This window comes from Saccharopolyspora sp. 6V, assembly GCF_020176785.1.
GTDB classification, from domain to species: domain Bacteria; phylum Actinomycetota; class Actinomycetes; order Mycobacteriales; family Pseudonocardiaceae; genus Saccharopolyspora_C; species Saccharopolyspora_C gregorii.
In genome coordinates this window covers 81,848-95,330 of sequence record NZ_JAIUKB010000011.1, presented here as the reverse complement: position 1 = coordinate 95,330, position 13,483 = coordinate 81,848, and the positions used below count along the sequence as shown (strand labels likewise).

General features: G+C 72.5%; 11 protein-coding genes. 2 read left to right on the top strand and 9 right to left on the bottom strand.

What is annotated here, in order from left to right; translation table 11 throughout:
• Nucleotides 1-121 precede the first annotated feature (121 nt).
• The 6 genes from LCD35_RS02020 to LCD35_RS01995 form a co-directional block, all read right to left on the bottom strand.
• Nucleotides 122-898, bottom strand: a complete 777-nt coding sequence (locus LCD35_RS02020; protein WP_225043621.1) for a fumarylacetoacetate hydrolase family protein — start codon at nucleotides 896-898, stop codon at nucleotides 122-124.
• 61 nt (nucleotides 899-959) lie between these two features.
• Nucleotides 960-2,627 carry a citramalate synthase gene (gene cimA / locus LCD35_RS02015; protein ID WP_224956489.1) on the bottom strand — a complete coding sequence of 556 codons (1,668 nt, stop codon included), beginning with the start codon at nucleotides 2,625-2,627 and terminating at the stop codon, nucleotides 960-962.
• A 317-nt stretch (nucleotides 2,628-2,944) separates the two neighbouring features.
• The gene (locus tag LCD35_RS02010; RefSeq protein ID WP_224956488.1) at nucleotides 2,945-3,988 is read right to left on the bottom strand and encodes a 3-isopropylmalate dehydrogenase; all 1,044 of its coding nucleotides are present in this window, start codon (nucleotides 3,986-3,988) and stop codon (nucleotides 2,945-2,947) included.
• A 235-nt stretch (nucleotides 3,989-4,223) separates the two neighbouring features.
• Nucleotides 4,224-5,813 carry a phosphoglycerate dehydrogenase gene (serA, locus tag LCD35_RS02005; RefSeq protein ID WP_224956487.1) on the bottom strand — a complete coding sequence of 530 codons (1,590 nt, stop codon included), beginning with the start codon at nucleotides 5,811-5,813 and terminating at the stop codon, nucleotides 4,224-4,226.
• 216 nt (nucleotides 5,814-6,029) lie between these two features.
• Entirely contained in the window at nucleotides 6,030-6,290 is a 261-nt protein-coding gene (locus LCD35_RS02000) for a DUF397 domain-containing protein (protein ID WP_373690015.1), read from the bottom strand.
• Between the two features lie 111 nt (nucleotides 6,291-6,401).
• A complete protein-coding gene (locus tag LCD35_RS01995; RefSeq protein ID WP_224968636.1) occupies nucleotides 6,402-7,310 on the bottom strand; it encodes a DMT family transporter in 909 nt (302 codons plus the stop codon).
• A gap of 69 nt (nucleotides 7,311-7,379) precedes the next feature.
• On the opposite strand from LCD35_RS01995, the gene LCD35_RS01990 reads away from it, so the two are divergent.
• Nucleotides 7,380-8,237, top strand: a complete 858-nt coding sequence (locus LCD35_RS01990; RefSeq protein ID WP_224977489.1) for a LysR family transcriptional regulator — start codon at nucleotides 7,380-7,382, stop codon at nucleotides 8,235-8,237.
• Between the two features lie 309 nt (nucleotides 8,238-8,546).
• On the opposite strand, the gene ilvC is transcribed toward LCD35_RS01990, so the two are convergent.
• From ilvC to LCD35_RS01975, 3 genes are all read right to left on the bottom strand, one after another.
• On the bottom strand, nucleotides 8,547-9,542 hold the full coding sequence (gene ilvC / locus LCD35_RS01985) for a ketol-acid reductoisomerase (protein ID WP_224956484.1): 996 nt from the start codon (nucleotides 9,540-9,542) through the stop codon (nucleotides 8,547-8,549).
• A gap of 125 nt (nucleotides 9,543-9,667) precedes the next feature.
• Complete coding sequence (ilvN, locus tag LCD35_RS01980) at nucleotides 9,668-10,174, bottom strand: acetolactate synthase small subunit (RefSeq protein WP_224956483.1); 507 nt, start codon at nucleotides 10,172-10,174, stop codon at nucleotides 9,668-9,670.
• Nucleotides 10,175-10,182: 8 nt separating this feature from the next.
• Complete coding sequence (locus tag LCD35_RS01975; RefSeq protein ID WP_224956482.1) at nucleotides 10,183-12,015, bottom strand: acetolactate synthase large subunit; 1,833 nt, start codon at nucleotides 12,013-12,015, stop codon at nucleotides 10,183-10,185.
• 574 nt (nucleotides 12,016-12,589) lie between these two features.
• On the opposite strand from LCD35_RS01975, the gene LCD35_RS30370 reads away from it, so the two are divergent.
• Nucleotides 12,590-13,450, top strand: coding sequence for a PH domain-containing protein (locus LCD35_RS30370; protein WP_224966759.1), 861 nt, complete (start codon nucleotides 12,590-12,592; stop codon nucleotides 13,448-13,450).
• Nucleotides 13,451-13,483 lie beyond the last annotated feature (33 nt).

Here is a 13,483-nt window from a genome sequence, read left to right as displayed (position 1 = left end):
GCGGAACCTCAGCTGGTGGTCCGGTTGCGTGCGTGGTCGTTGGCTCAGCGCTTCGCGCTGACAGGAAAGGATCGGGGACGGACACTGCCCGCCGCTCTGGGCGGGCGGCGGGCAGTGCGGGTCACTGCACCGGGTTGGTGAGGGTGCCGAGGCCGTCGATGGAGACGGAGACCGACTGGCCGGACTTCATCGGCCCCACCCCGGCGGGGGTGCCGGTGAGGATGACGTCGCCGGGCAGCAGCGTCATGATCCGCGACACCCAGGACACCAGGCCCGCCACGTCGTGCAGCATCAGCGAGGTCCGCGACTCCTGGTGGAGCTCGCCGTCCAGCTCGGTGCGCAGCCCCAGGTCGGCGGGGTCCACGGCGGTGTCGATCCACGGCCCCAGCGGGCAGAACGTGTCGTAGCCCTTGGCCCGCGTCCACTGCCCGTCGGCCTGCTGCTGGTCGCGCGCGGTGACGTCGTTGGCGATCGTGTAGCCGAGGACCACCTCGGCGCCGCGCGCCTCCGGCACGTCCTTGCACGGCTGGCCGATGACGGCGGCCAGCTCGCCCTCGAAGTCGACGCGCTCCGAGTTCGGCGGCAGCTTGATCGGTGCGTTCGGGCTCGTGACCGAAGTCGACGGCTTCATGAAGATCACCGGGTTCGCCGGCGCCTCCCCGCCCATCTCCTTCGCGTGGTCGGCGTAGTTCTTGCCGACGCAGACGACCTTGCTGGGCAGGATCGGGGCGAGCAGCCGGACGTCGGCCATCGGCCACTTGCGCCCGGTGAAGGTGGGGTCGCCGAACGGGTGCTGGTCGATCTCGATGGCCAGCACCTTCTCCTTCGGCGCGGACGGATCGGGTTCCAGCGCGACGAACGACACCCCGTCGGAGTGGGCGACTCGGGCCAGGCGCACGGCGGACCTCTTTTCGTTCCCGGTTGTTCCACGTGGCCCGCGCGGGGCGGGCCGGACCAGCCTATGCGGTCGCGGCGGCCGGGCCCGTCGCCGGTCGGCCCGCGTTCGCGTTGCGGCGCAACGCCTTGTACGCGAGGGCGTCGCGGAGCGCGAGCCAGCTGGCCTCGACGATGTTGCCGTGCACGCCGACGGTGGTCCACTCCTCGTGGTCGTCCCGGGATTCCACCAGCACCCGGGTGACCGCGTCGGTGCCGGAGGCGTCGGTGAGGATGCGGACCTTGTAGTCCACCAGCGCCACCTCGTCCAGCCACGGCAGGTGCGGCACCAGCGCCTCGCGCAGCGCCGCGTCCAGCGCGTTCACCGGGCCGTTGCCCTCGGCGGTGGCGATCACCCGGGTTCCGGCGACGTGCACCTTCACCGTGGCCTCGGAGACGACGGCGCCGTCGGGGCGGTGGTCCAGCAGCACCCGGTAGGACTCCAGCTCGAACGGCGCCTCCGGTACCGCGGACCGCTCCCCCGCCGCGTCGAGTTCGCGGCGCAGCAGCAGTTCCAGCGAGGCGTCGGCGGCCTCGAAGGACCAGCCGCGCGCCTCCAGCTCCTTGACCCTGCGCACCGCGCCGCCGACCGCGTCGGGCGCCCCGGACAGGTCCACGCCGAGTTCGGCGCCCTTGAGCTCCAGGCTGGCGCGCCCGGCCATCTCGGTGACCAGCACCCGCATCTCGTTGCCGACCACGGCCGGGTCCAGGTGGTTGTACAGCTCCGGGTCGACCTTGATCGCGCTCGCGTGCAGCCCCGCCTTGTGCGCGAACGTGGAAGCGCCCACGTACGCCTGGTGCGCATCGGGGGCGAGGTTGGCGATCTCGGCGAGCGCGTGCGAGACGCGGGTCAGCTCGGTCAGCCGCCCGTCCGGCAGCACCGGCATGCCGAGCTTGGTCCGGAGGTTCCCGACGACCGAGAACAGGTCCGCGTTGCCCGCGCGCTCGCCGTAACCGTTGGCGGTGCACTGCACGTGGCTGGCGCCGGCCTGCACGGCGGCGACCGAGTTGGCGACGGCGCAGGCGGTGTCGTCCTGGCAGTGGATGCCGACGCGGAACCCGGTGCGCGCCACGACCTCCCGCACGGTGTCGGCGAGCCCGGTCGGCAGCTGCCCGCCGTTGGTGTCGCACAGCACGGCGAGGTCGGCGCCGGCGGTGACGGCGGCGTCGAGCACCCGCAGCGCGTGGTCCGGGTCGTGGGCGTAGCCGTCGAAGAAGTGCTCGGCGTCCACGAACACCCGGCGACCCTCGCCGACGAGGTGGCGCACCGTGTCGGCGATCATCGCGCGGTTCTCCTCGGCGCTGGTGCGCAACGCGCGCTCCACGTGCCTGCGGTCGGCCTTGGCGACGAGGGTGATGACGGATGCGCCGGAGTCGAGCAGCGCCCGCACCTGCGGGTCCTCCTGCGCGGGCACGCCCGCCCGGCGGGTGGCGCCGAAGGCGACGAGCGCGGCGTGCCGCAGGTCGAGCTCACCGGCGGCGGCGCGGGCGAAGAACTCGGTGTCCTTGGGCAGCGCGCCGGGCCAGCCTCCTTCGACGAAGCCGACGCCGAGCGAGTCCAGCAGCCGCGCGACGGCGAGCTTGTCGGTGACCGAGAAGGAGATGCCTTCCCGCTGGGCTCCGTCGCGCAGCGTGGTGTCGTAGACGTGGAAGTCGTCGCCGAGCGGGGTGCCGGCCGGGGTCGTGCGGGTCACTTGGGGTCTCCTGCGGGCTGTCGGGTGTCTCGTGCGGCGGAGCCGCCTGGTGCCGAACCGCCCCCGGAACATGAAAAAGACCCCCCGCGTGGATGCGAGAGGTCTGCGCGCCGGGGGTGCGGAATCCGTCACCCGGCGCGCGCTCCGATAATGATCATGGTCGTGGTGGCCACGCCCGCATGCTGCCACACCGCACCGGCCCGGCACCACCCGCCGGTTCCCCGATCCGCCCAGGTGGAACGCGTCCGAGGTCCGCACCCGGAGACGAGGGCGGGGGGCTCCCCGGAGTGGGGAGGCGCCCGTCCTGGACCCGGAGATCAGGGTTGCTGGGCCACCTCGCGGGAGGACACCAGCGCGGCGAGCCGGTCGCCGACGGCGAACGTCGCTCCCGGTGCCGAGTGGTCCCGCGTCGCCAGGTCGAAGGCCACGGAGGCCTCCACCCGGCGTGCCGCCTCGGTCTGCCCGACGTGGTCGAGCAACAGCGCCACCGACAGCACCGCGGCCGTCGGGTCCGCCGAACCGTGCCCGGCGATGTCCGGCGCGCTGCCGTGCACCGGCTCGAACATGCTCGGGTTCCGCCGCGTCGCGTCGATGTTGCCGCTGGCGGCGAGACCGATCCCACCGGTCACCGCACCGGCCAGGTCGGTGATGATGTCGCCGAACAGGTTGTCGGTGACCACCACGTCGAACCGGCTCGGGTCGGTCACCAGGTGGATCGTCGTCGCGTCCACGTGCTGGTAGGCGACCGTCACGTCGGGGTGTTGCAGCGAGACCTCCTCGACCACCCGGGACCACAACGATCCGGCGTGGGTGAGGACGTTGGTCTTGTGCACCAGCGTGAGGTGCTTGCGCGGCCGGGACGCGGCGCGGGCGAACGCGTCGCGCACCACCCGCTCCACGCCGAACGCCGTGTTGAGGCTGACCTCGGTGGCGATCTCGTGGGTCGTGTCCTTGCGCAGCAGACCGCCGTTGCCCGCGTAGGGGCCTTCGGTGCCTTCGCGCACCACCACCATGTCGATCTCACCCGGGTCGTTGACCGGGCTCTTCACCCCCGGGTACAGCCGGGCGGGGCGGAGGTTGACGTGGTGGTCGAGCTCGAAGCGCAGCCGCAGCAGCAGCCCGCGCTCCAGGATTCCGCTCGGCACCGAGGGGTCGCCGACCGCGCCGAGCAGGATCGCGTCGTGCTGGCGGAGTTCGGTCAGCACCGATTCCGGCAGCAGCTCACCGGTCGCGTGCCAGCGGGCGGCTCCCAGGTCGTATCGAGTGATCTCGGTATCGGGAACGACCTCACCGAGGACCTTGAGCGCCTCGGCCACCACCTCCGGCCCGATCCCGTCACCGGGGATCACAGCGAGCCGCATGTACACACCTCCCGACTACCACCCCGACCCGCGGGGCTCGAACTGTTGCGCCGAAGGCTACCGGCAAGGCCACGCGGGCAGGCACGCCGGACCCACCAAGTGGTCGAGGCATCCCGGTTGGCGGGACACCCGAACGAGTGACGCAGGTGAGCGGGGTGGCGAAAAGGGCCGCCCACAGGTGTGCGACGGCCCCTTTTCCGGCAACGGCGAACCCGAAACCTCGCCGGTCAGCCGATCACTCGAAGTCCACGGTCCGGACCGTGCGAGCGCCGACGGCCGCGCCGATCGGCTCCAGCACGCCCGCCTCCACCGGGCGGTCCACCCGCAGCAGCATGATCGCGTCGGAGCCCTCGGCGGTCTGGCTGACCGTGGCCGCCTCGATGTTCACGCCGACCTCGCCCAGCAGGGTGCCGACCTTGCCCATCACGCCCGGGCGGTCCGGGTACTCCAGCAGCAGCACGCTGCCCTCGGCCCGCAGGTCGAAGTGGCGGCCGTTGACCTCGATCAGCTTCTCCACCAGGTCGGTGCCCGACAGCGCGCCCGACACGACCGCCGAACGGCCGTCGGCGAGCGTCGCGCGCACCGAGACGACGCTGCGGTGGTTCGGGCTCTCCGAGGTGGTCTTCACCTCGACCTGCACCCCGAGGTCCTCGGCCAGCTGCGGCGCGTTGACGAAGGTGACCTGGCTGTCCACGGCACCGGAGAACACGCCGCGCAGCGCCGCGAGCTGCAGCACCGAGACGTCTTCGTGCGCGAGCTCGCCGCGCGCCTCGACGGTCACCGAGGTCGGCGTGCTGCCGAGCACGGCGGCCAGCAGCTGGCCCAGCTTCTGGGTCAGCGGCAGGTACGGGCGCACCTCTTCGCCGACGGCACCGCCCTGCACGTTCACCGCGTCCGGCACGAAGTCGCCGCGCAGCGCCAGCAGCACCGAGCGGGCCACGTCGGTGCCCGCGCGGTCCTGCGCCTCGGTGGTGGAGGCGCCCAGGTGCGGGGTGGCGACCACGTTGGTCAGCTCGAACAGCGGGCTGGAGGTGGTCGGCTCCGTCTTGTAGACGTCGATGCCGGCACCGCCGATGTGGCCGCTGCGGATCGCCTCGGCCAGCGCCTCCTCGTCCACCAGGCCACCGCGGGCGGCGTTGATGACGATGAGGCCCTGCTTGGCCTTCTTGAGCTCCTCCGCGCCGATCAGGCCGAGGGTCTCGGCGGTCTTCGGCAGGTGGATGGAGATCGCGTCGGCGCGCGCCAGCAGGTCTTCCAGGCTGACCAGCTCGATGCCCAGCTGCGCGGCGCGCGCGGCCGAGACGTAGGGGTCGTAGGCGATGAGCTTGGTGCCGAAGGCCGCGATGCGCTGCGCGAACAGCTGGCCGATCTTGCCGAGGCCGACGACGCCGATGGTCTTGCCGTTGAGCTCGATGCCGCTGAAGGAGCTGCGCTTCCACTCCCCCGCGCGCAGGCTCGCGTCCGCGGCGGCCACGTTGCGGGCCACCGCCAGCAGCAGCGCCAGCGCGTGCTCGGCGGCGGAGACGATGTTCGAGGTGGGCGCGTTGACGACCATCACGCCGCGCTCGGTGGCGGCGGGCACCTCGACGTTGTCCAGGCCGACGCCGGCGCGGGCGACGACCTTGAGCTTGCCGGTCGCGCCGAGGACTTCGGCGTCCACCTTGGTGGCGGAGCGGACCAGCAGCGCGTCGGCGTCGGCGACGGCCTCCAGCAGCGCCGGCCGGTCCGTGCCGTCGACGTGGCGGATCTCGACCTCTTCTCCGAGGGCTTCCAGCACGGAGGGGGCCAGCTTCTCGGCGATCAGGACGACAGGACGGTTGGTCACGGGCGCGCTCCATTGAGAGGGATCACGGTCGTAGCTGGGCACGGCGTTGTACCCGGACGGTCAGCGAGTTTAACGGGAGATTGAGAACTCGTTCACAAGGGTGTGACGCATCCCAACCCCACCGCGCGCCGCCCCGGGCGTCCGCGCGAGCGGCCCGACCGGATCGAAGGCGGGAGGATGAACCGGCAGCTCAGCGGCTGCGCGTGCGGTCGGGGATCACGGCTCGTCGAATTCGCCGTCCTTGGCCCCCGCGACGAAGGCGTCCCATTCCTCGGGCGTGAACACGAGGACGGGTCCTTCCGGCTCGGCGCCGTTGCGCATGCCGATGTAGCCGTCGACGAAGGCGATCTCCACGCCCGGTTCGTCGTCGTCCTCGGTGCTGGTGATCCACTCGGCGTCGGTGAAGTCCAGCTTGTGCCGGATGTGCGCCTTGTCGTCCACCGGTTCGTCCACGGTGGTGTTGGTCTCTTCGCTCACGCCCGGCACGATACCGCTCACCGGCGGTGCCCTTCGATCGCGTGAACGGGTGGCCGGTCCCCCGGACGCCGACGCGTCCGGGCCCTCCGGTGACGCCCCGCTGCGCGGTCGTCAACGGCGGGCCGCGCGGGGCCCGGCGAGCACGGCGACCGCGTTCGCCGCCACGATCACCCCGATCGCCACCCACTCCAGCGGTCCGGGCCGCTGGCCCAGCACGACGAGGCCGACCACCGCGGCGAGCACCGGGTTGACGCTCATGAAGACGCCGAAGAAGTTCGCGGGCACCCGGCGCAGCGCGAACAGGTCCGCGACGAACGGCACCACCGAGGACAGCACTCCCGCGGCGACCGCGCAGCCGAGCGCGGCGGGCGTCGGCGGGTGCTGCCAGAGCACCGCGATGCCGATCGGCAGGTACAGCAGCCCGGAGACGCCCGCCGCGGCCGCCGAGCCCTGCGCGCCGGGCACCCGGCGCCCCACGGTCCGGTTCAGCAGCACGTAGCAGCCCCAGCAGACCGCGGCCAGCAGCGCCAGCCCGATGCCCGCGTAGTCGGTGCTGGGCTGCGGCCGGGTCAGCACCACCACGGCGGCCCCGGCGGCGAGGGCGCAGCCGAGGTCGACGGCGCGCCGCGAGGTCAGCAGCGCCACCGCCAGCGGCCCGAGGAATTCGAGGGTGACGGCGAGGCCGAGCCCGACGCGGTCGATGGCGGTGTACAGCGAGAGGTTCATGGTGGCGAACACGGCGGCCAGGCCCAGCACCGGCCACCACTGCCGCGCGGTGAACGAGCGCAGCCGCGGCCGCCCGGCGACCAGCAGCACCACGGCCGCCACCCACTGCCGCACCGCCACCACCCCGGCGGGCCCGACGACGGGGAACGCGAGCGCCCCGGTGGCGGCGCCGAACTGGTTCGACAGCCCGCCGCCGAGCATCAGCGCCACCCCGGCCGCCCGCCCGGTTCCCGCGGTCCCGGTGTCCGCGGTGGTGGTCCCGATGGCCGGTTCGAGGCGTTCCGTCGTCGTCATGACCGCGAGCATCGGGCCGCCGCGGCGCCGGGCAAAATGCACCGGGACCACCATCCATACGCTGGAGTCATGGATGTGGAGTTGCGGCAGCTGCGCTGCCTGGTGGCGATCGCGGACGCCGGGACGTTCACCGACGCCGCGATCGAGCTCGGCGTGTCGCAGGCGGCGGTCTCGCGCACGCTGCGCTCGCTGGAGCGCGCGCTCGGCGTCCGGCTGCTGGACCGCACCAGCCGCAGCTGCGTCCCGACCACGGCGGGCGCGCGGGTGCTGGCCCGCGCCCGGCACCTGCTGGCCGAGGCGGAGGAGCTGGCGCGGGAGGCCACCGGCGGCCACGCCCGGCTGCGCCTCGGGCACGCGTGGTCGGCGGTGGGGCGGCACACCAAGGAGTTCCAGCGCCGCTGGGCGGCCGAGCACCCGGACGTTGCGCTGCACCTGGTGCGCACCAACACGCACACCGGCGGCCTCGCCGAGGGCGCCTGCGATCTGGCGGTGGTGCGGGCCGGGGTGGATTCCGCGCGCTACGGGCACGCGACGGTGGGGCACGAGCGGCGCTACGTGGCGCTGGCGGGCGACGACCCGTGGGCGCGGCGGCGTTCGGTGCCGCTGGGCGAGATCCGGGACCGGGTGCTGGTGGTGGACCGCCGCACCGGCACCACCACCGCGGACCTGTGGCCGCCGGAGCAGCGCCCGGTGCTGGAGCAGACGCACGACATCGACGACTGGCTGGCGGCGATCGCGACCGGCCGCTGCGTGGGGATCACCCCGCACGGCACGGTCGCCCAGTACCGCCGCGACGGCATCACCTACCGCCCGGTCCGCGACGCGCCCCCGGTCCCCGTCCAGGTCATCTGGCCCCGCAACGACCCCCACCCCGCGACCAGCGCCGTGGTCGACCTCCTCACCACCCTCTACGCGAAGAAGCCCTGACACCCCCGTCCTGTCAGCGGCGAAGCCGATGAGCGGAGACCACACACGCAGCAGGACCACCCGCGGGTTCTCAGCGCTTTCCTCGCGAGGACAGCGTTTTCTCATGTGGCGGAGCCACCTGTGAAAACGATCCCGCAGCGAGGAAAGCGCTGAGGTTCCGCCACCCCACCCCGGATCAAGAAGACCCCGGGGAAAAAACGCCGAAGGCCCGGTGATCCCTTGTGAGGATCCCGGGCCTTCCCGACCGCTCACCCGCCGTCGATCGGACGGCGCGCGGCGTGCTGGTTCAGTTCAGCGGTGCGCCGATGCTCACTTCCCGGTCCAGGACATGAGGGCGCGGAGTTTCTTGCCGACCTCTTCGATCTGGTGGTCGTTGCCGGCCTGCTGCAGCTTGGTGAAGTGGGGGCGGCCGGCCTCGTCCTCGGCGACCCATTCCTTCGCGAAGGTGCCGTCCTGGATCTCGCCGAGGATCTTCTGCATGGATTCCTTGACGTGCGCGTCGACGACGCGCGGGCCGCGGGTGAGGTCGCCGTACTCGGCGGTGTCGGAGCAGGAGTAGCGCTGCCCGGCGATGCCGCCCTCCCACATGAGGTCGACGATCAGCTTCAGCTCGTGCAGCACCTCGAAGTAGGCGATCTCGGGCTGGTAGCCGGCCTCGACGAGGACCTCGAAACCGGTCTGCACGAGGGCGCTGGCACCACCGCAGAGGACGGCCTGCTCACCGAACAGGTCGGTCTCGGTCTCCTCCTTGAAGGTGGTCTTGATGACGCCGGCGCGGGCGCCGCCGATGCCCGCGGCGTAGGACAGCGCCAGCGCCTGCGCGTTGCCGGAGGCGTCCTGCTCGATGGCGATCAGACACGGCACGCCCTTGCCGTCGACGAACTGGCGGCGCACCAGGTGGCCGGGACCCTTGGGAGCGACCATGGCGACGTCGACGTCCGACGGCGGCTGGATCAGGCCGTAGCGGATGTTGAAGCCGTGGCCGAAGAAGAGCGCGTCGCCGCTCTTGAGGTTGGGGGCGACGTCGTTGGCGTAGATCTCCCGCTGCTTGGTGTCCGGCGCCAGGATCATGATCACGTCGGCTTCGGCGGAGGCCTCGGCCGGGGTCAGCACCCGCAGGCCCTCTTCCTCGGCCTTGGCGCGGGACTTCGATCCCTCGGGCAGGCCGATGCGAACGTCCACACCGGAGTCGCGCAGGCTCAGCGCGTGCGCGTGGCCCTGGCTGCCGTAGCCGATGACCGCGACCTTGCGGCCCTGCACGATGCTGAGGTCGGCGTCGGCGTCGTAGAAGATCTCAGTTGCCATGATGGTTTCCGTGTTCCTTTCGGGACTTCTCGAATTGTTCTGCCCGCGGGGGCCGTCCCGGTCGCGGCGGGACGGCCGCCCGCCGGTGCGCGCCGACGATCTCCCGGCGGCGCCGGGGACCGGGGTCAGCGCACCGCGGTGGCGGTGATGGAGCGGGGTCCGCGGCCGATGGCGATCGCCCCGGACTGCACCATCTCCCGGATACCGTAGGGCTCCAGCATGCGCAGCAGCGCGCCCAGCTTCTCGCCGTCGCCGGTGGCTTCGACGGTCAGCGCCTCCGGGGAGACGTCGACGACCTTGGCCCGGAACAGCTGGACGGTTTCCAGCACCTGGCTGCGCACGGAGGCGTCCGCGCGCACCTTGACCAGGAGCAGTTCGCGCTGGACCGCGACCTCCGGTTCCAGCTCCACGATCTTGATCACGTTGACGAGCTTGTTGAGCTGCTTGGTGACCTGTTCGAGGGGCTGGTCGCTGACCGCGACCACGATCGTCATCCGGGAGATCTCCGGGTGCTCGGTCGGGCCGACGGCCAGGGATTCGATGTTGAAGCTGCGGCGGGAGAACAGCCCGGAGACGCGGGCGAGCGCGCCCGGCACGTTCTCCACCAGCACGCTGAGAGTGTGTCGGCTCATGGGTGCGGTCACCCCTCGTCTTCGTCGAACAGCGGGCGGATTCCGCGCGCCGCCATGATCTCGTCGTTGCCGGTTCCCGCGGCCACCATGGGCCACACCTGCGCGTCCTTGCCCACCACGAAGTCGATCACGACGGGTCGGTCGTTGATCTCCATCGCCTGCTGGATGACGCTGTCGACGTCCTCCCGGGATTCGCACCGCAGGCCCGCGCAGCCGAGCGCTTCGGCCAGCAGCTTGAAGTCGGGGATGCGGTGCTTGTGGGTGCCGAGGTCACTGTGTGAGTAGCGCTCGGCGTAGAACAGGCTCTGCCACTGCCGGACCATACCGAGGTTGCCGTTGTTGATGACGGCCACCTTGATCGGCAGTTCCTCGATGGCGCAGGTCGCGAGCTCCTGGTTGGTCATCTGGAAGCAGCCGTCGCCGTCGATCGCCCACACCTGGGTGCCGGGCAGTCCGGCCTTGGCGCCCATCGCGGCGGGCACCGAGTAGCCCATGGTGCCGAGACCGCCGGAGTTCAACCAGGTCCGGGGGTTCTCGTAGTTGATGAACTGGGCCGCCCACATCTGATGCTGGCCGACGCCCGCGCAGTACACCGCCTCCGGCCCGGCCAGCGCCCCGAGCCGCTCGATGACGTACTCGGGGGCGAGGCTGCCGTCGGCGGGCCACTCGTAGCCGAGGGGGAAGGTGTCGCGCCAGCTGCTCAGCTGCGTCCACCACGGGCCGAGGTCGGCGGTGCCGCCCGCTTCGGTGGCGGTGGCGACGGCGTCGATGAGCTCGGCGATGACCTCCTTGCAGTCGCCGACGATCGGCACGTCGGCGTTGCGGTTCTTGGAGATCTCGGCCGGGTCGATGTCGGCGTGCACGACCTTCGCCTCCGGCGCGAAGGAGGACAGCTGCCCGGTGACCCGGTCGTCGAACCGGGCGCCGAGCGCGATCAGCAGGTCGGAGCGCTGCATCGCGGCGACCGCGGCGACGGTGCCGTGCATGCCGGGCATGCCCAGGTGCAGCGGGTGCGAGTCGGGGAACGCGCCGCGGGCCATCAGGGTCGTGACGACCGGGATGCCGGTGGTCTCGGCGAGCTCGCGGAGCCGCTCGGTCGCCTCGGCCTTGAGCACGCCACCACCGACGTAGAGCACGGGCCGCTGCGCCGCGGTGATCAGCTTCGCGGCTTCGCGGACCTGCTTGCCGTGCGGCTTGCTGGTCGGCCGGTAGCCGGGCAGCTTCATCTCCGGGGGCCAGGAGAAGGTGGTCGCGGTCTGCTGGACGTCCTTCGGGATGTCCACCAGGACCGGCCCGGGACGTCCGGACGAGGCGATGTAGAAGGCCTCGGCGATGGTGCGCGGGATGTCCTCGGCCTTGGTGACCAGGAAGTTGTGCTTGGTGATCGGCAGCGTGATGCCGCAGATGTCGGCTTCCTGGAAGGCGTCGGTGCCGATCAGGCTGGTCGACTGCTGGCCGGTGATCGCGACGATCGGGACCGAGTCCATCTGCGCGTCGGCGAGCGCGGTGACCAAGTTCGTCGCGCCGGGACCGGAGGTCGCCATGCACACGCCGACCTTGCCGGTGGCCTGGGCGTAACCGGTGGCGGCGTGCCCGGCGCCCTGCTCGTGCCGGACCAGCACGTGCCGGACCTTCGTGGAGTCGAGCAGCGGGTCGTAGGCAGGCAGGATCGTGCCGCCGGGGATGCCGAAGACGATCTCGGCGCCGACGGACTCCAGCGACCGGACGAGCGACTGCGCGCCGGTGACCTGCACTGGAGCGTCGTTGGTCGGTGCTGGTTTGGGACGGTGTCCCGGCGGCGGTGCCGGGACCGGGCTCTGCCTGGTGTGGGCGCTGGTCATCGAGTTCGCCTCTGTCCGAACGGTGGTGGTCGGTGAGTGGGCACGAAAAAACCCCCGCCGGGCCGGATAGGACCGTACGAGGGTTGGCGCGTCGTCGCTGCGGAGCTTCCTCAGGCGTCGACGCGCCGGGGAAGTACGAGAATGTCGTGCAGTCGCAGCATGACGAGGACGTTAACGGCCCGGACGCCGCGAGGTCAAACCATGCGGGAAGATCCTCCCGCATGCTGGACACCGGAGGCCCGGGCGGAGCCGCGCACCGCCCGGTGTTCCCGCAGGTCGGGAGCATGCCGCGCGCATTCGGCGGAACCCGGTGTGGCGTACGTCGCTCCGCCGCCGCGGGTCCGCGCGGCCCGGTCGCGACACCGGGCGCACCGCGTCCCCGCACTCCCGCCACCAGCAGGGACGCTGCGGGCGTCCCGCGCGCGGGTGAGAGCATCGAGGGGTGAGCGAGACACCTGCGGCACCCGAGCCGCCCGGCCCCGGCCGCGGCGAGCGCGACACCGGGCGCACCGGCTCCCCCGCGGAGCCCGGGGCCGCGGGGCCGGAACGCGCAGAGGCAGAGGGGACCCGCGAAGTGAGCACGTCCGAGGACCAGGGCACGACCGGCACCGCCACCCGGGAGGACGCGGCGGAACCCGGCGTCGCGCCGGCCACCGAGGCGACCGGCCCCGATGCGCCCGAGGGCTCCGGCGCCGCCGGGCAGCCCCGCACCGCCGAGGGATCCAGCACCGGAGACTCCGGCACCGACGACTTCGGCATCGGGAGCTCCGGCACCGCCGAGCCCGCCGGACCGGCCGCGACGCCCGTCCCGCGCGCCGCCGGGCGTGCCAAGGCGCTGCCGAAGTCGCTGACCTTCCAGCTGACCCGGACCTCGCTGCTCGCGGTGTTCGCGGTGACGATCTCGGTCACGCCGATCGCCTTCGCCGAGCCGTTCCCGCAGCTGCTGCCCACCTACCTGATCCCGCTGGCGCTCGCCTACGTGATCGTGCGGCCGCGCACCGTGGTCACCGCCGAGCGGATCACCGTGCGCCGCTTGTTCGGCCGCACCGGGTTCGGCTGGGACGAGCTGGCCTCGCTGCGCCTGGACGAGCGGCGCTGGGTGCGGGCCGTGCTCGGCTCCGGCGCGGAGATCGCGCTCCCGGCGATCCGGGTGCGGGACGTGGGCCGGCTGGCCGAGCTCAGCGGCGGCCGCGTCCCCGACCCGAACGCCGCGCCGAGCGCTCCGGAGCCCGACGGCGCCACCGCCGAGGCCCGGGACGCGGCGGACGAGGGCACCGGGTCCGCGACCGACGCCGAATCCGCCGCCACCGCTGGAGATGCCGCCTCCGGATCTCCGACCACCGCGGGCACCGAGGCCACCGGTGCCGAGTCCGCCGCCGAGCCGTCCACCGACGAGCCCGGCGCCGACGGCACCTCCCGCGAGTCCGCGGGCTGATCCCCGCTCGCACCGGCGGTGCCCGTTCCGAAC